The sequence below is a fragment of the Empedobacter tilapiae genome, assembly GCF_004785645.1.
GTDB classification, from domain to species: domain Bacteria; phylum Bacteroidota; class Bacteroidia; order Flavobacteriales; family Weeksellaceae; genus Empedobacter; species Empedobacter tilapiae.
This window is the reverse complement of sequence record NZ_SRPE01000004.1, coordinates 152423-171559: the sequence shown is the minus strand read 5'-3', so window position 1 is coordinate 171559 and position 19137 is coordinate 152423. Positions and strand designations below refer to the sequence as shown.

Here is a 19137-nt window from a genome sequence, read left to right as displayed (position 1 = left end):
AAACACAAAGAATGGATTCTATTACAACTGATTTAAAATTATCGCAGAAAGAGCTGGATAGTTATCCAGACATTTTGACAAAAGAAGCTGTTGATTTTTTAACTGCTTTACATAAAAATTTCAACGATAGACGTTTGGAGCTTTTAGCCGAAAGAAAAGAAAGACAAATCTTTTTTGATTTAGGAAATTTCCCTTCTTTTCTTTCAGAAACAAAAGACATCAGAAATAGCGATTGGATAGTTGCTCCTATTCCAGATGATTTACAAGACAGACGCGTTGAAATAACAGGACCTGTTGACCGTAAAATGGTTATCAATGCATTGAATTCTGGTGCAAAAACATTTATGGCCGATTTTGAAGATAGTAACTCTCCTACATGGGATAATAATCTACAAGGTCAACAAAATTTAAAAGATGCAGTAAATGGTGTAATTTCCTTTGAAAATAATGGAAAATATTACCAATTAAATGAAAAAACTGCTGTCTTAATGGTAAGACCGAGAGGATTACATTTGAATGAAAAACATATCATAATAAATAAACAAGAAATATCAGGCTCACTATTTGACTTTGGTTTATATTTTTTCCATAATGCACACACGTTACTTTCCAAGCAAAGTGGGCCTTATTTCTATCTTCCTAAATTAGAACATCACCTAGAAGCGCGCTGGTGGAACGATGTTTTTGTATTTGCGCAAAACTATATCGGCTTACCACAAGCAACAATTAAAGCTACTGTTTTAATTGAAACAATTACCGCTTCTTTTCAATTAGATGAAATTATTTATGAACTTAAAGAACATATAGCAGGATTAAATTGTGGTCGTTGGGATTATATATTTTCTTACATCAAAAAATTCAAAAAACACCCGAATTTTATTGTTCCAGATCGTTCACAAGTTACAATGACTTCTCCTTTTATGGCTGCTTATTCACAAGCTGTTATTCAACGTTGTCATAGAAGAAATATCCATGCAATTGGAGGAATGGCTGCTCAAATTCCAATTAAAAATGATAACGTAGCTAATGCAATTGCTTTTGAAAAAGTGAAGAATGACAAACTTCGCGAAGTAAAAAATGGACACGATGGAACTTGGGTTGCACATCCTGCATTAGTTGAAATTGCTTCAAATGTTTTTGATGAATATATGCCTCAAGCAAATCAAATTTCTAATAAACGTGAAGATGTTACAACAACAGCAGAATCTTTATTAGAACTCCCAAAAGGAACTGTAACCGAACAAGGTATAAGAGAAAACATAAATATTGGAATTTTATATATAGAAAGTTGGTTAGCTGGTCGTGGTGCAGCAGCTCTTTATAACTTGATGGAAGACGCTGCTACTGCAGAAATTTCTCGTACTCAAGTTTGGCAATGGCTACATCAACATATAAAATTAGAAGATGGATGTGAATTTAACATCGATAAATATAAAAAATTAAGAGCCGAAGAGGTTCAAAAAATAAAAGAATTAGTCGGAGAAAAAAGCTATTCGAAAGGAAAATTTGAATTAGCTATCCAAATTTTTGATGAATTGGTTTTATCTCACAAGTTTACAGAATTTTTAACATTAGAAGCCTATAAGTATATTTAAAAGCACATTATAACCAAGAAACACACAACACACTTTCATAAACAAAACACAAAAACACAATTATGAGCAATCAAGAAAGAATTCAAAAAATTCAGCAGGATTGGAAAACTAATCCACGCTGGACAGATGTAACTCGTCCTTATTCAGCAGAAGAGGTAATTCGCCTAAGAGGTTCTTTGGACATCGATTACACTTTAGCGACTTTAGGTGCTAAAAAATTATGGGAAGGATTAAATTCTAAACCATTTATGGCTGGACTTGGTGCTTTAAACGGAAACCAAGCAATTCAAGAAGTTCAAGCTGGCTTAGATGCAATTTATCTTTCAGGATGGCAAGTTGCTGCTGACGCAAATCTTTCTGCAGAAATGTACCCTGATCAATCTCTTTATCCAGCTAATTCTGTACCTATGGTTGTAAAACGTATCAACAATGCATTGCGTCGTCGAGATGAAATACAATCAGTTACTGAACAAGGGAATATTGATTATATGGTACCGATTGTTGCTGACGCAGAAGCTGGATTTGGAGGAAATTTAAATGCCTATGAATTGATGAAACAAATGATAGAAGCTGGTGCTGCAGGCGTTCATTTCGAAGATCAATTGTCATCAGCTAAAAAATGTGGTCATCTTGGCGGTAAAGTTTTAGTTCCAACACAGGAAGCGATTAATAAATTAGTAGCAGCACGTTTGGCAGCAGATGTTTGTGGGACTCCTACGCTATTAGTTGCACGTACAGATGCAGAAGCCGCAAATTTAATTACATCGGATATTGACGAAAGAGATTTGCGTTTTATTATTCCTGGAAGTAGAACTTCTGAAGGATTTTACAATGTTAAAAATGGTTTGGAACAAGGAATTGATCGTGGATTAAGTTATGCACCTTATGCTGATTTAATATGGATGGAAACATCTAATCCAGATTTAGGAATGGCAAGAGAATTTGCACAAGCCATTAGAGAAAAATACCCAAATCAGATGTTAGCATACAATTGTTCACCATCATTTAACTGGGCAAAACATTTAACAGAAGCACAAATGGAAACATTCCGCGAAGATTTAGCTGAAATGGGATACAAATTCCAATTCATCACTTTAGCTGGCTTCCATGCGATGAACACCTCTATGTTCGAGTTATCAAGAGCATATAAAGCTAAAGGAATGGCAGGATATTCCGAATTACAAGAAAGAGAATTTGCGTTACAAGAAAAAGGTTTTGCAGCTGTAAAACACCAATCTTTTGTAGGAACACAATATTTCGATTACGTACAAAACACAGTGCAACAAGGCATTTCATCTACTACAGCCATGGCTGAAAGTACGGAAGCCGCACAATTCTAATACATACTTTTCAATTAAAAAGGACGTACCGCAACTACGTCCTTTTTTCATTTTATGTATATTTGAACATGTTATCTACAAAAGAGAAAATTAAATTTATTTACAAACCATGGTTAATTAGTTCATGCGTTTTTACTATTGGTTTTACATTATGCTTTACCTTTTTAAAAAGCATCTTCCTTGATAATTTTGATTTATTTATTATTGATTTTATTTTTCCAGTGATATTTGGATTTATTTTTGTCTTTATTTATCTGTATAAATTTTCTTTTAACAATCTTATTATTGAAAATAAATTCAATTTTACGCGCTCAATATTATTTTATACAATAACGCCATTATTTATTCTTCAACACACAATCTCAAAGTATTTATTAAAAGAGGATTATATTAAATCATTTCTATTTTTTATAGGTATAACATTAGTAATACAACTTATATTTTTTATCACTTTAAGATTTATTAAAGTAAAATTTTCTAATCAACTTTCGTAATCTGAAACGACTTTTCATTCATTTCGAAAGTATCTTTTTCGACTTTCCAATTAAAATTTTAGCCAAAGGGGTTTGAGTTGATAGGACAAATATCTTTTTATTCTCGAAAATAATTTCACCAAAACTGCACGCCATACAAAAATTCCCCATCGTAGTTTCAACATAACACCCTAAACCAATTGTTTTATTTTCCGCAATTTTAATTTTAGAAAAGATTTCTTGCTGAATCAAGGCTTCATTCAATTGATTTTGAATTCGAGTAATTTCCTGTTGCATCATTTCGCGCGACGTTTCATACTTATCACCCATACTACTTTTAGTATCGTTGTTAGAAGCACGTAAATCGTCAATCAAACCATTCAAATACTTAATCTTATCTTTAATTTGTTGTACTATAAATTGATATAATTCTGCTTTCATTTCTTTCAATTAAATCGTTTGCGGCTTATTCTTAAATTTCAGCATATAAATGGTTCCCAAAAGACAAATAAATGCCGAAACATAAATCACCATCGGAATTCGATCCAAATAATCCTGAAAATACCAACCTGCACACAATGCTCCAAGTCCTATACCCGCTTCCATCGCGATATACATAGTTGCCATAGCTTTTCCACGTTCATCAGGTTTGCTAAAATCTATTGTCCAAGCATTTAGTGCAGGTGAAAGAATTCCAGTTGAAATTCCATACATCAAACCACCTAAAATCAAGCCTATTTTTGCATCAATAGAAGCTAAAAGTACCAAAGCCACAATCAATAAAACCAATCCTAATTTTATCACTAATACACGTCCTTTTTGATCAGATATCTTACCTGCAAAGAAACGAACCATCATTGATGATATTGTAAATACAATAAAGAAAACGCCTTTGTTTTGAAAACCTAAATGTTCAGTCCAATCTGGAATCAAGGTCAATATAGAACCATAAGCCACATACGAAAGAAACGTAATCAATGCCGCTGGTAAAGCTTCTTTTGCAAAAACATCTTGCTTCGAAATCTTTAGTAATCCAAACGAAAATTTTTGTTTATTTTGCAAGGTTTCTTTCATATTGAATAAAATCAAAATTGATAATAATGCAAAAAAGGAAGACGTAAAAAACATCACATTAATCGATGAATATAATGTAATTGTACTTCCTAACGCAGGTCCAATCGCCATTCCAATACTGAAACAAATCCCGTGTAATCCTAATGCTTCGCCCCAACGTTCGCGCGGAATAATATCCGCAATATAGGCAGCTGTTGCAGTGGGTTTAAAACCTGTCGAAAAGCCGTGTACCAATCTCAAAAATAAAAAACCTGAAACGGTTGTTAAAACAGGATATAAAATTCCGCACACAAAGCAGACAATAGAACCGACTGCCATAATGGGAACCCGCCCTACTTTATCAGTTAATTTTCCACTAAAAGGTCTCGAAATTCCCGCTGTCAAGGTAAACAATGCAATAATAAACCCTTTGTATTCTGCTCCTCCCATACTACTTAAATAAGCAGGTAATTCGGGAATCATCATATTAAAACTCGCTGAAAACAACAACGAACTCAAACACATTAAAATAAAATGAAGATTATAAACAGGATCTGAATTTAATTTTTTCTTGATAGCAGAAAACATAACGGATTTTTTGCAAAGGTAATTTATCTGCACAGAAGTATACAATAGAATCTTATATTTGGTAATTTAGATTTTGTCACTTTGGTTTTGATTAATACAGAAGCTTAAACAATATATAAAAATCACTCTTTATTTGAATATAAAAGTGATTAATAAGCATTATAAAGAAAAATATATTTTAACAAAAACTAAAAAACGTCTAAATCAAAGATATATTACATTTTGACTTAGACGTTTTCAATCTCATTTATACTATTAAAAAAACTTAGTGTTCTATAATTGTCAAATTATTATAAAAAGAGGTTAAAGTGGCTCCACTTCCAGATGAAGTAGAGTTAAACAACTTTTGTTGACTTGGATCTAAATCAATCCAAGCTTCAGGTCTAATTTTTTGTCCTGCTAACATATAAAAACTTGCTGTACAATTAGACGCAGCTGGTGCACTACCTGCATCATTTGTATTATTTCTACTGTTACTAGGAAAATTATTAGCACATTTGACTGCATTTATTTCTATTCCATTTGAATCTTTTAATCTCCAAATAGCTTCAATTTGGTTATTATCACTAGCATTAGGTAAAGCTCTAATCATACCTGATGCTAAAGCAAATGTGAAAGTTGCTGTAAAAACGCCATCTCTTTTTGCTGTAAACTCTCCATTAGTAGGATTAAATATACCTCCATCGTTAGAATTATTATACTTCTGAGTCCATGATGTTATATAACAAGGTGTACGATGTGGCATACCGTTATAAGTTCCTGGGCTTACTCCTCCTTGTGTATAACACACGACTTCTTGCGAATTTTTAGTAGCAATAAATACTGATTTCTCAATTGGGTTAATAATAACATCATTCCATTCAATTCCATTAGAATACTGTATTTTTTTAGATGTCTCATTGTATCGAATTGCCCCTTCTTCTGCTTCTATTGCTGTTTGACTTGTATTTCCTAATCCTATAGCACTTTCTGTAGCTCCTCTGACATCCAATTTAACCTTAGGCGAATTATTTCCTATCGCTATGTTTCCTGTTGTATTTTCTACTAAAAAATCATCTGTTGCACTTGAAATTGTGTTAATTGTATTTTTTAAAGGATCAATATGTAAGATTCCTTTTGGTTGTTCTATTCCTACTCCTATTTGTGCATTCGCATCCATATAAAGAAAGAAAAAAGAAAATGTTAAAAATATAATCATATTTTTCATAAGCCGTAAATTGTTAAGGTATTATAACTCGCATCATTAATTAAGTTTCGACTACCACCAAAAGTATGGAAAATGTTAGGTGATAATGTTTCATTTTTTTTCAGATAAAAAATACCAGTACAGTTTATTGAACTAATATTAGTTGCATTCCCTGTTGAAAATCCTGGATAAGAGTTTAAACATCTATACTCTGGAACCCCTTGACTTGCATTAGATTTTAAATGTATTTCGATATAACTATTATTAGGAATAGCAGCAGATGACAAAGCAGCATTAAAACTTACTACATAAACTCCATCTTTAGGAGCTGTAAAAATTCCAGTTACAACATCTAAACTATTAGTTACATCTTCTTGTTTTGTCCAACTTTTAATTAAAACTTGTGTATTATTTGCTAAAGATTGATTAGAAGAATTATTAGCGTAAACCAAAGCATTTAATGATTTACCAGGAAGATTTATCCAATTTGCACCATCAGACAGTTTTAAATTATCATTGTATTGCAAAGCACCTTCTTTGGCTTGAGTAGCCGTTTGTGTAGTAGAACCTATAGCTATCACATTATCTGTTAACGTCTTACTTCTTAAATCAACTTTTGTTATAGGATTTATAGTTCCAATACCTAATTTACCTTCTGAAGTTATAACTACATCATCTTCGTAAATATTTTGAGTAGAACTATTATTATTTTTTGCAGCATCTACATGTAAAACTTGCTGAGGATTAGTTGTTCCCACTCCCACTTGCGCGAAAAGAGTTGTTGTAATCAGAAAACTAAAAATTAAATAAATATTTTTCATATACCTTATTTTACTGCTCTACAATTGTCAAATTATTGAATCCAAAATTAGGAGTATTTACTACAACATCTGAGCGAAGACCTCTCCCTCCACTCGTAGAGTTATCAATCCTTTGAAGCAATTTTACAACTACCTTATCATTTTGATTTAATTTCATACTACTTACACAGCTTCCTCCAGCTTGAGCTCCCCTTGTTGATTTACCATATGTTTTTAAACATTTTACTTCAATTACATTCGTGTTTTTCACAAACTGACTCTCAACTGAACTATTTGCCAAGAATGTATTTCCTTCATGAACAAAATCATAAGCAAAACTAAAAGTATAAACGCCATCTCTCGGAGCAACAAACTCTCCAGTTACAGCATTAAAATTATTAGAAATATCATTAGTAACCTCCCAACCAGCAACTGTAGTTGCAGTATTATAAATAAACTTAATTGCTTTATCTGCAGTCCTAATTCTTGCCACTACAAACGATTTCTTTGGTACAGAATAAATATCCATCCATTGAATACCATCAGAAATTTGTAACTTTCCTCCAGAAGTATTGATATAGCGAATAACTCCTGCTCCTACTGATTCTGCTGTTCTAGATGTAAAACCAATACCTAAAGCATTATTAGAGTTAGAAGTTGATCTAAGATCAAGTTTTGTAATAGGTGTTATCGTACCGACTCCCACATTTCCATTAGTTGTTACTATAAAATCATTATCGGCTTGTTCATTAGTAGGTGTACTAAGATTGTCTATCTTTCCATCTACATGAAATGCTCCTTTTACATCTTTTGTATTAATTCCTACCTGAGCAAATAAACTGAAAGTAGTACCCAAAAGAATAAAAGAAGTAATCTTTTTTTCAAGGTCTTTTATCATTGGTTGATTTGGTTTTTAAATTGATACTACAAAATTATAATATGGTTAATTAATATAATCTTTTTCTCATTTCACATATTTTAAAAATTCAGAATTCTTTCAATATTTAAATTAAATATTCTTATTTTCAAAAACCTAAACAACTACAAATAAACACTCTAACTATTTATTCAATTTTAAATATTCGGAAGGATTCATTCCTGTTTTCTTTTGAAATGCCTTTATAAAAGTAGGATCAGATGAAAAACCAGCTAACTTAGACAAATGACTTATTTTATAATTTAGAAAAGATTCTTCATTTTTCAACTTTTCGAGTAAATATTCAATTCTAAGTTCATTAATATAGTTTGAGAAACTCTTTCCATATTCTTCTTTAATTGTACGTGAAAGATATTTTGTATTACATCCTATTTTATTAGACAAATGATATAAAGTAATATGTTGATCGATAAAGCCTTCTTCTATTTCGAATTTCTTCAATTCTTCAATAATTTTATTTTTTGTTGAATCATTAATCGAAAACGAATCTTCTTTTTCTGTTAAATCAATAGAATTATCACCTGAAATTTTAGTACTTCTTTTAGTATAAAACCAAATTATTGTTGAAACAGTTATAAGTAGAAAGGAGATTAAACCAACATAAAACAGTTTTTCATACTTTGTCAAACTATTTATTTTAGAATTTTTTTGTTGAACAACTGAACTTACAGCAGATTTTGCTGACTTATCTATTTCATGAGTCAATTCCATAAACTCTTCATTCACTTCATTTGCCTTCTTATAATCTCCTAAACCAGTATAAGCTTCAACTAATCTTTTTAGGATTTCTTGTTTCTTACTTAAAAAGTCTGTTGATTTACAATAATCCAATGCTTTTTCTAAGTAATTTATAGCTTTATTATACTCATGTTTTCTCAAAAAAATCAGACCTAAATCATGATATATAGCTGCATTCATATACTTATCAGAAGGATCTACTATAGATATAGCTTTTTTTGAGTAATTATATGCTGAATCGTACTTTTCCAATTTTGTATACATATAACTTACATTTGTATAAGCAGATGGCAAAACTTCTTTTTTCCTCTTTAATGACTTTAAACGTTCATAAGAATGGATTGATTTTTTAGCAACATTTAGTTTTTCTTCTAGATTTACAGTATCATCCATTAAAACAAGTTTTGAAGCAAACAAACTTCCTCTTAAATCATTTGCTTCCTCATTATCTAGATGTTTTATTAATACCAAACCTTTATCCAAAGCAGAATCAGATTCACTTAACAACCCCATTTTCGCATACTGAGTCCCCAGAAGACGCAATCCCATTGCTTCTCCTTCTATATAAGAAATATTATTTGCTCTATTTATAGCTTCATTCGCGTAGAAGACACATGAATCGGCATTATTATTCAAATAATAACCAAAACCTTTCAAATAATCTAGCTTTGTTACTAATTTTAAATCTTGAGAGGCTAATGCATTTAATTTTTCTTTTTCAATATTTTTAAAGAATTCATTAGGAGAAGTAGTTAATTCTGTTCGCAGTTTTTCATAAATATATTCAGATTTTTGAGCAGAAATTACAGAACAGAGTAATACCATAAAAAAGTAAAGAGTCTTTTTCATATATAAGTTTTAGGTTTTTTTTATAAATATATAATAGTAGAAATATAACTTTAGTATTTCATAAAATATGCCAAAGCAACCTTCGTTTCGATATTCAAAGTAACTCTATTTTATTTTTAATGAAAACAAATTTTGAATCACTTTATCAGTAAAAACAAACACTTCAAGAATGAGAATCTTTATCTCTTTTACGATAAACCATAAAATGATATAAATTTATTTATCGAAATTTGAAGAATAACGCAAAGGTAAGAATTAAACTATTCTATTTAGTATAGTTGTATATTTAAGAAACTTATAAAAAATATAGTACAATGTATAACTTTTCACCATCTTTTACTGAATTTATTGAATTGAACAAAAACGAAGATCAATCTGAGTTTTTTACAAAGGTTATAAATTCTTTCTAACAACAGTTTGATTATCATTTATTTAAATCTATAATAAAGGATAACATTCAAGATATTCAATTAGAAGCGATTGATTGGTTAATCTCTTACGCTAATTTTATTTTATCTGACGGAATAATTACTGAAATTGAACTTCAAGATTTTACTTTTTTGAAAAAAATATTCAGTATTAAAGAAGGTGATTTTATGAAGTATAAGAGTTTTGAAGTAAGTGAAATTCTTAAAAAAGAATTCATTCGAATTTATTCTGATAATTATGTAAATGACAAAGAGAAATTATTGAACATAAATTTACAAGCATTATTTAATTTAGGTTATGATGAATTTGAAGAATTAAAAAAGGATGAAATTATCATTTCATTGATTCAAGGAGCAAACCCTAAAGACTTAGATATTACAAAATTACCTAAAGGTTTTATTGTAATTTAGACAAGTTAACTACTAAAACTTATATAAAATATGAAAATTAAACTATTAACATTCATTTCTTTAAATTTATTCTTTTACTCATATTTAATTGCTCAGAAAAATGCTTGCTTAACATTAGAAAATGATTTGAAAAATTGTAAGATTAAAAATGAAGAATTAATTATTCAAAATAATTATTATAAAGAAACATTAAATTTAATAAAACCTATTCAGTCTGTTAAAATAGATGATTTACAACTTGACATAACAAGTGTTATTGGATCTAAGATTGATAAAACCATTACTATTACATTTATTTATAAAAATATAGAAACTGAAATTCGAAATTTTTTTCAATGTGAACAAGCTTACTTCGTAGATTTACAAGGAAATCAATCACAAACATATGAGGTTATTGTTTCTTTTAATAATGGAATTCGAGCTGAGAATATTAACCCTAATATTCCAACTAAAGCAACTATTACATTTAGAGAAATTGAAACAAATATTCCTATTATTAGAGAATTAAAACTATCAATTTTTTCTAAAGATTTAACAAACCGACCTCAACAAGCTGTTTTTGAAAATTTGGAGGTAAAATGGAAATAAAACACGTAAATCTGTTATAAAGATAAATAGTTTTCAAATGTTATATAAATGAGCTAATTATATAATGATTCAGAATACTAATTTAAAAAAAAGGTGAGTCCAAAAGAACTCACCTTTATTTATTGTTTTTATTTATTATTTATTCTACAGGAAATGTTGGTCGATCCATTTTAAACTTGGATCCACTTAAGGCTTCTAAAAAAGATTTCAATGCAGCTCTCTCTTCTTTCGTTAAATTCAAAGGTTGCAATAATGGATCTGTATAAGGGTATAAAGCATCAGCAGCCTTTTTTTCAGGTGTAGGATCTATCATATGCATTCCACTATTGTATAAATTAATAAGTCCGTCTAAATCATCAAAAAAGCCATTATGCATCCACGGTCTTGTATTTAATAAATCACGTAATGATGGTGTTTTGAATTTTCCAACATCGTCTGCATTTTTTGTAATTTCGTAACGTCCTAAATCTTGAAACTTTCGTTTGTAATAAGTCAATCCTATATTATGAAAAGATTCGTCTGTCAAATATTTTCCATTATGACAATTCATACAACGTGCTTTTGTTCGAAACAAATGCATTCCATAAATCTCCTGATCTGATAAAGCTTTATAATCTCCATCTATAAAACGATCAAAACGACTTGGTTGACTTTTTATCGTTTTCTGAAAACTTGCCAGAGCTTTTGCAATTTTTTCATTTGTGATAGTTTCGTCTTCAAAAGCATCTTTAAAAAGCTTTTTATAACCTTTATATTGATTTATTTTTTCTGATAATTTAGTTAAATCCATATCCATTTCATGAAATGCTGACAATGGTCCAATCGCCTGATCTTCTAGTGTGCTAGCACGCCCATCCCAAAAAAAAGACGTTCTTTCCCCTATATTATATAAAGACTGAGTATTTCTTGTTCCTGCTAAATGATTATTTCCTAATGATACTTTTCTACGATCTGTCCAACCCATTTCAGGATCATGACAAGAACTACATGAAACTTGATTTGAACCAGATAATTTAGGATCAAAAAATAACATTTTCCCTAATATAACAATTGGTTTTTCTTGTGTTTTAAAATATGCTGTATCTCTTTGAATAGAACTAAACTCTTTCCATTCAACACCTTTATCAATAACTGGTTTAGGCCAAATACTGATATTCTTTTTATAACTTTCTACAATGTCTTGAATCGTTGGATCTTGAAGGTAATTTAAATCATTTTTTACAGCAGGTGCAAAACTTACCAAGAAATAAGAACATAGAATTAAGAAGGTAATAAATACTTTTAGTTTCATTTTATTTAGAATGTAATTCCTACTAAAATAGTAGAAAAATTATTATTTTTTGATTGAATTTTAGCTTGAGAAACTCCTGCTTCTATATATACTGCAGGTATTTTCTCTAATTTAAAATCATAACGCAAACTTGCCCCTATTGTTTTTATTTCACTAGCTAAATAATTATAATCTTGATTGATCCAATTGTTTATACTAGGCAGACTATTTGTTGCTAAAATATTTTTAGATGAGGAAACTGATTTGATATCAAAAAATGGTCGAAAAGTTATTATTTGATTATTACTTAATTGTTGTTTATAATCCATTATTAATCCAACAATAGAATACTCAAATTTTTGACCACTATATGGATTAATTCGTTGTTCTTTGATTTCATTCAAACGATAATATGGTATTACAGAAAAACTTACCTTTTCCTTATTTAAAGAGTAAAATAACGAAAAACTAGTTAAAGTTTCATCTCTTTTATACGATAAACGTTTATAAATTTGCTCTAACAATTGAGTATTATTCGTATAACCATATTCTTTTCCTTTTATTTTATTTGACAAATAATTTAGCTTTATCCCAACTCTATGATTATTAATTTGAAAAAATTTTACTCCTTCTAATTCTAAATAATCTTTTTCTAGATCAGCTAGATCATAATATCTATTTGTAGACCCTCTATAACTTTTTAGCATACTAGATTGCCCTATTTGAGCCAAAATATAAAAATCTTTTCCTTTATTATGATTAATTTCTCCTCCAATTTTATATCCAAACTCTTCATGAATTGTTTCTAGTGAAGATGTTCCTCCACTAAAAAGATTATTATAAAGTCCCAATCCTGTCATTTGATAAACAAGTGGTTGCCCAATTTTACTTGCAAATCTAATCTTGCTATTTTGTAAATATCGTTCACCTTCAGCAAATAATGAAACATCAAATTTTTTGTAAAAAGCGTAATTAATACCTACTTTCAGATTTAATTCTGAAGTAGTATTATTTATTCTTGGATCTCTAGCTCTTGACCCCAATTGAGCATTATAACTAGCTTGAGCTCCTAAGGTTACTTTATTAAATTTTTGAGCATAACCACCTAAAAACTGGTATTTTTCAATTTCTAAATCACCTCCAACTGTATCAGATGAAATATACGGAGCTACTCGATCAAAATCTAAATTCTCATTATATTTTATACGTTTTGTTTTTAGATTTTGATAAGAAGCACTACCCCAAAGCGCTTTATCGTTTTTGAGCTTTTGATAAGAATTTGTTTTCACTCCAAATCCTTGTTTTTCTGAACCTTTTTGTTGTCGATATACTTTATCTTTTTGATTAAAATAATCTACATATAGTTCTGATGAAGAAAAAGAACTATAATCCAACATATTTGCTGGATTATAGAAAGCTTTTATTTTAAAATCTCTTTCAGAATCATATTGATTCTTCAAATTTTGAAAAAGTGAAAGACTGTCTTGTGCACTTACAAAATTATAAGTAAACAATACTATCAATAAAAAACGAAAGCTATTTAAAATTTTCAAAATAAATTATTTTAATTAATGAACAATACCATTTTTTAAACTTGGTTCAGAATTTTTTATAAAATCTACCGTAGAATTGTTAGTGTCTTTATAAACATTTTTTCCGTTTTCCATTTTTCCTAAAACATTTCTACGTACAGATTTTCCTAAACGACTGGCATCATTCCAAAATTCACCAACTCCTGTCCAGCCTGCATCAATTGTAGGTGATGTCAAGATATGTAAAAATTTATCCGGAACGCTATTATTCATTCCATCTACTATCCATGTATTTGGAATTTCGTATGTATTTTTCTTTGTAATATTTCCAGCCGAATTTACGTATTCGTAACTATATTTATATTTTTCTAAGAAAGTTGTTGTACTTTCTCCTGCAGGAAAACGAGCAATAACATAAGATTCTACACCGCTGCTATGTAAGAAAAACATATTATAATTCATTTGTGAATAAATAATATTTACATTTGGTACGTTAGGATTATCTACTTGTCCTAAAGCAGGGTTTTCTGATGGAAACTCAAAATCTGCTTTGCTCAAATCAAAAGCTGTACTAGTTACTGAATTATGATTTACTGCATTATCAGCAATTACAATGAAATCTCCTGGTTGTACAGGGTAATCAGTTCCATTTCCAGGTAATACCATCACTCCTTTTACCGCAAAAGCTGTATTTGGATGATAAGGTGTTACTTTATTATCTACTTGCGTTAAGAATTCTGATTGTGCTAAAATTAATTTATCTGCATATAATACTTTATCTGTATTATTTGTTATTTTAAAATAACGACTTGAATTATAGTTTTTTCCTTCTGGTGTTTTAACTCCTGTATAAAAAGCTTCCTCTATAATAAAATCATCATTAAATTGCTTAACAAACAATTCTACAGTTAAATTTTCTGCTGTACTCTTAACATCTATTGTTGATGTACCTCCTACTTTTACTTCTTCATTAGTTGTTGTAATAACTGTACCATTTACAGAAATCTTGTATGATCCTTTTAATAATTCAAGTGTATATGCATTGGCTCCTTCTATCGTTTTAGTTGTTGTTGCTCCTGTATTTAATTCTTTTACCTCTATTTCTAAAGTCTTATATGTTGAAATATTTTCTCCATTAAAAGATAAAGTTAATGTACTATTTTGAACAATTTCAGTTCCAAAATCATCATCATTAGAACATGATACTAATGTATAAGAAGTTGTGAGTGCTAAAAAACTTAGTAATAAAAATCTTTGTTTCATATGATTCTATTTAAATATATTTTAAAAATTATAATTCATTTCAACACCAAAATATGGTGTACTTTTATTTACCATTTCTACTTTTATATTATTGAAATAATAGGGATTGGTATAATTATACAGTTGATTCACAAACATAGATGCTCGTAATGCTTTGTAAATACTTTTTGTTACCTTAAAATTGACATTAATTGTATAACTTTTCTTTTCAGATAATGGTTCTGATCTTGCAACGTTTCTTTCTAAATGTTGTTTATATATATCCGTTTTATCTACTTCTGTATATGGTTTTATCTGTCCATCCAAATCAATGTAAGATGTTGGAAATGCGATAATTTTCTCTCGAATGTAATGGTTAAAAATAGAACCTTGTACAGACGCCGAAAATGTTAAATCTAAACTTGGAATATATGTATCCATCATCATATTATAATTTAGATTAGACCTTGTATAAGCATCATCATTTTCATAAATTCCTATATACGGAAAAGAACCTATAACTCCTCCTATAGATATAGTTGGTTTTTCATAAACAGGAATATCATTGTAATATTTGGTTTTAAACCAAGCACCACTTAACGTAAATCGTGTATTAACACCTTTGAAACGTGGTGTACTATACTGAAATTCTATTCCTTCTTTATCCGTAACGCTTCCGTTTTCTGTGGTTGTAAAAGCTGCATGTTCTCTTACAATAGTATATGGCACATTTGTTAAATCTGGTCCGTTTGCTGTCCAATTGTTAAGATCTACTTTCGTAGCGTCATATTTTTTATATGAATTAACTCTGAAATTATTAAATGGTCGAAAACCATTATTCATATCTTCTTTGTAATAGGTAATCGAGAAGTTATGCTTATTGTAAGAAAAATCTACTCTAACTTCTTTCTTTATATTTTTTGCAGCTGTAATATTTTTATTTTCTAATGATTGCACATAAGTCATATAATTTATATAGCGATAACGCGCATCATCATGATAATAATTTAACTGAACATAGTCTGTAAACTGCTTATTAGGATATAAATAATAAGTCGTTGGTTGCTTATAGAACAATCCATATCCTAGTGTCAAATCAATTTGAAGTGGTTTTCCTGCAATCATGAATTGTGGTAATCCGTACTGAAAATTAAGACGTGGTTCTACAAAAATTTTATTACTTATTTTATATGAATTATCTACACCCAACAATTTACTCATACGTAAACCTCCATATAGAGTAAAAGAGTGTTTATTTAATTTATAATTGATACGATCTCCTATAAAAGCAGCAATATTTTGTGTTGCAGGAATATCTCGAAATGCTCTAGGGCGAATAGACATACTAGGAGATGGAGGCTGTGTAACATCATATACATCTCCTCTACCATTATTTTTACTGTAGCGCCAATCTATCCCAAGTTCGTAAGTATTTGTAAATCCTAAAAAACTCTTCTTACCTGTTGTTTGTAATTGAGCATTCAAATCCAAAGGTTTACCATCAGTCATATATTCAGACACAAAGCTAGTAGCTGCAAAAATCCCTACACTTTCTCCTTCTTCTGTTGACAATGGTAAAGCTCTTGGTCCCGAATATTGTATAAATTGTCTTTGTTCAATACGATCAAAACCTTGTCTAATAGACGTATTTAGAGTTACTAAATCAAAAAATGATTTTTTAGGAAGTTCATATATAAAATTATTTGTAACCGTAAATTTTCTTGTATAAGATTTATATCTATCAGTTGGTGCATAAGCATTATCAGGATCAATACTAACATTATCCAATGTTCCTGAAAAGTCTAAATTAGATCTCAATTTCAACGGATTGTTCCATAATTTAAGTTTTAATTCAGATCGTAATGAAGCTGTTATACGTTGATAATTTTGCTGATCATCACTTGGATCCATCTTTGCGTCTAAAAAATCGAAAGAAGTATTCAACTTCCAATTATCACGTAAACTAAAACCTTTTCCTACATAATATTGTTTACTATAACCATCTACTTTAACACGTGCTTGTAAAGGAGTTACACCTATTTTTCGTTCTATTTTAATTAATCCAGAAGTCAAATCACCATAAGCAGCAGAAGGAATTCCTCTTATTATCTCTACTTTTTCTATATCATTCGTTGAAATGCTTCGCATATCAATCCCTGTAGATATTGTATTTCTACTCTTTGGAGCTGAAGAAAAAGCCAGTTGATTTAATGAACGTTGCATATCCGAATTAGAATTAATAATATTATCATCTACCATAAATTGTACACCTAGAGATGATGTATTATAACCACCTTCTATTGGTCTTCCCGAACTTTCTCTAATCAGAGCAACATTGGTCGTTGTAAGGTTAGGTTGTTTGGCTAATCCACCAGGTAAAAGTTCCATCAAATCAGAAAAACTAGATGGTTGTAGATGTTCCATAGCTTTTCTATCTATTACAGATTTAGATGTCAATCCTTTATCTTCTTTTGCAGTAAAAACAACTTCTTGCAAAGCAATTTCTTTAGATATGAGTACATATGTTAATGTCCTATTTTTAGTAAGACTTATATTAACGTTTTTGTTTTCATATCCTAAATGAGAAATATTTAAACTATAATTACCAATTGGTAAAGTTATTTCGGCAAATCCTCTATTATCCGTTTGAATAGATTTACTATTATTAATAATGATGTTTACATCTTGTAATGCTATACTATCACTATCTATTACATGTAATTTTAATTGTTGATTGATATTCTGAGCATTTACACTTGAACTAAAAACCATAATTACAAGTACACCTCTAAATTTCCCCATTAAATTACCAAACATTCGCTTCTCAAATTAGATTGCGAAGATAGAATTATTCTAAATAATTAACAATTTATTTAGACTAATTATTAATAAACTGATATTATTCAAGTTCTCTCAGCGATTTTTTAGTACACATAATTCTTTATTAGCTAAAAAAAGCCGATTAGAAAAAGTTTCTAATCGGCTTTTTTATTATCAATCTTATATTTTAAACATTATGATATTTAAAACTTTGTTCATTTTTTATTGATTTCACCGATTCATATATCAATTCAATCACATTCTTTACATCCGATTGATGAACCATCTCTACAGTTGTGTGCATATAACGAAGTGGTAAAGAAATTAAGGCAGATGGAACTCCACCATTACTATAAGCAAAAGCATCTGTATCAGTTCCAGTAACACGAGAACTAGCAGCTCTTTGAAAAGGTATATTATTTTTTTCTGCAGTATCAATTATCAATTCACGTACATTATTTTGTACTGCTGGTGCATAATAAACAACTGGCCCATCCCCGCACTTTTGTTCTCCTTCTTTTGACTTTGTAATCATAGGAGTTGTTGTATCATGTGTTACATCTGTTATAATAGCTACATTTGGTTTAATTGTTTGTGTAATCATTTCTGCTCCTCGTAATCCAACTTCTTCCTGAACTGCATTTACAATGTATAAGCCAAAATCTAGTTTATCTTTATTTTCAGACAATTTACGCGCAACCTCGGCAATCATAAACCCTCCCATTCTATTATCAATAGCACGACAAACGAAATAACGATCATTCAATGTAAAAAATTCATCAGGATATGTTATCACGCAACCTACATGAATTCCTAATTCTAAAACTTCTTCTTTCGATGTACAACCTGTATCAATCCAAATTTTATCTGGAGTTGGAGCCTCATCTTTTCCTGCTTGACGTAAGTGAATCGCTGGCCAACCAAAAACTCCTTTTACAATTCCTTTTTTTGTATGAATGTTTACTACTTTAGAAGGAGCAATCATATGATCAGAACCTCCATTTCGAATAACATAAATCAAACCATCTTCCGAAATATAATTTACAAACCACGAAATCTCATCTGCGTGAGCTTCTATTACAACTTTATATTTTGCTTCTGGATTAATAATTCCGTAGGCAGATCCATAATTATCTGTTTTTACTTCGTCTACATATGGTTTAACATAATTCATCCAAACTTTTTGTCCTTCGCTTTCAAAACCAGTTGGAGAAGCTGTATTTAAATATTTAGTCAAAAAGTCTATTGATTGTTGATCAAACAAATTATTTGTACTCATTTTAGTTT

Annotated in this window: 15 protein-coding genes; 4 read left to right on the top strand and 11 right to left on the bottom strand. The window is 29.7% G+C overall.

Features of this window, described 5'->3' with window-relative positions; translation table 11 throughout:
• Positions 1–11 precede the first annotated feature (11 nt).
• Both aceB and aceA read left to right on the top strand, forming a co-directional pair.
• Positions 12–1595, top strand: a complete 1584-nt coding sequence (gene aceB, locus E4J94_RS06715) for a malate synthase A (RefSeq protein ID WP_135835087.1) — start codon at positions 12–14, stop codon at positions 1593–1595.
• Positions 1596–1657: 62 nt separating this feature from the next.
• Complete coding sequence (gene aceA, locus E4J94_RS06710; RefSeq protein ID WP_185145632.1) at positions 1658–2935, top strand: isocitrate lyase; 1278 nt, start codon at positions 1658–1660, stop codon at positions 2933–2935.
• A gap of 512 nt (positions 2936–3447) precedes the next feature.
• On the opposite strand, the gene E4J94_RS06705 is transcribed toward aceA, so the two are convergent.
• The 6 genes from E4J94_RS06705 to E4J94_RS06680 all read right to left on the bottom strand — a co-directional run bounded on the left by E4J94_RS06705 (position 3448) and on the right by E4J94_RS06680 (position 9559).
• Complete coding sequence (locus E4J94_RS06705; protein ID WP_135835085.1) at positions 3448–3849, bottom strand: hypothetical protein; 402 nt, start codon at positions 3847–3849, stop codon at positions 3448–3450.
• A 9-nt stretch (positions 3850–3858) separates the two neighbouring features.
• The gene (locus E4J94_RS06700; RefSeq protein ID WP_135835084.1) at positions 3859–5049 is read right to left on the bottom strand and encodes an MFS transporter; all 1191 of its coding nucleotides are present in this window, start codon (positions 5047–5049) and stop codon (positions 3859–3861) included.
• A 265-nt stretch (positions 5050–5314) separates the two neighbouring features.
• Positions 5315–6247 carry a hypothetical protein gene (locus E4J94_RS06695; protein WP_135835083.1) on the bottom strand — a complete coding sequence of 311 codons (933 nt, stop codon included), beginning with the start codon at positions 6245–6247 and terminating at the stop codon, positions 5315–5317.
• Positions 6248–6252: 5 nt separating this feature from the next.
• On the bottom strand, positions 6253–7056 hold the full coding sequence (locus tag E4J94_RS06690; protein WP_135835082.1) for a hypothetical protein: 804 nt from the start codon (positions 7054–7056) through the stop codon (positions 6253–6255).
• 10 nt (positions 7057–7066) lie between these two features.
• A complete protein-coding gene (locus tag E4J94_RS06685) occupies positions 7067–7933 on the bottom strand; it encodes a C1q-like domain-containing protein (RefSeq protein ID WP_135835081.1) in 867 nt (288 codons plus the stop codon).
• Between the two features lie 162 nt (positions 7934–8095).
• Positions 8096–9559, bottom strand: a complete 1464-nt coding sequence (locus E4J94_RS06680; RefSeq protein WP_135835080.1) for a helix-turn-helix domain-containing protein — start codon at positions 9557–9559, stop codon at positions 8096–8098.
• A 560-nt stretch (positions 9560–10119) separates the two neighbouring features.
• Between E4J94_RS06680 and E4J94_RS06675 the strand changes: the two genes are divergently transcribed.
• Together E4J94_RS06675 and E4J94_RS06670 are read left to right on the top strand one after the other, a co-directional pair.
• A complete protein-coding gene (locus E4J94_RS06675; RefSeq protein WP_135835079.1) occupies positions 10120–10398 on the top strand; it encodes a hypothetical protein in 279 nt (92 codons plus the stop codon).
• A gap of 30 nt (positions 10399–10428) precedes the next feature.
• On the top strand, positions 10429–10986 hold the full coding sequence (locus E4J94_RS06670) for a hypothetical protein (RefSeq protein WP_135835078.1): 558 nt from the start codon (positions 10429–10431) through the stop codon (positions 10984–10986).
• 139 nt (positions 10987–11125) lie between these two features.
• On the opposite strand, the gene E4J94_RS06665 is transcribed toward E4J94_RS06670, so the two are convergent.
• The 5 genes from E4J94_RS06665 to E4J94_RS06645 all read right to left on the bottom strand — a co-directional run bounded on the left by E4J94_RS06665 (position 11126) and on the right by E4J94_RS06645 (position 19129).
• Positions 11126–12277 carry a cytochrome-c peroxidase gene (locus tag E4J94_RS06665; RefSeq protein ID WP_135835077.1) on the bottom strand — a complete coding sequence of 384 codons (1152 nt, stop codon included), beginning with the start codon at positions 12275–12277 and terminating at the stop codon, positions 11126–11128.
• 5 nt (positions 12278–12282) lie between these two features.
• Positions 12283–13716: a DUF6850 family outer membrane beta-barrel protein gene (locus E4J94_RS06660; RefSeq protein ID WP_135835076.1), complete on the bottom strand. Its 1434-nt coding sequence runs from the start codon at positions 13714–13716 to the stop codon at positions 12283–12285.
• Between the two features lie 108 nt (positions 13717–13824).
• Positions 13825–15051 carry a DUF4876 domain-containing protein gene (locus E4J94_RS06655; RefSeq protein ID WP_135835075.1) on the bottom strand — a complete coding sequence of 409 codons (1227 nt, stop codon included), beginning with the start codon at positions 15049–15051 and terminating at the stop codon, positions 13825–13827.
• Between the two features lie 21 nt (positions 15052–15072).
• Entirely contained in the window at positions 15073–17847 is a 2775-nt protein-coding gene (locus E4J94_RS06650) for a TonB-dependent receptor (RefSeq protein WP_135835074.1), read from the bottom strand.
• Positions 17848–18037: 190 nt separating this feature from the next.
• Positions 18038–19129 (bottom strand): M42 family metallopeptidase, encoded by a 1092-nt coding sequence (locus E4J94_RS06645; protein ID WP_135835073.1) that lies wholly within the window; start codon positions 19127–19129, stop codon positions 18038–18040.
• Positions 19130–19137 lie beyond the last annotated feature (8 nt).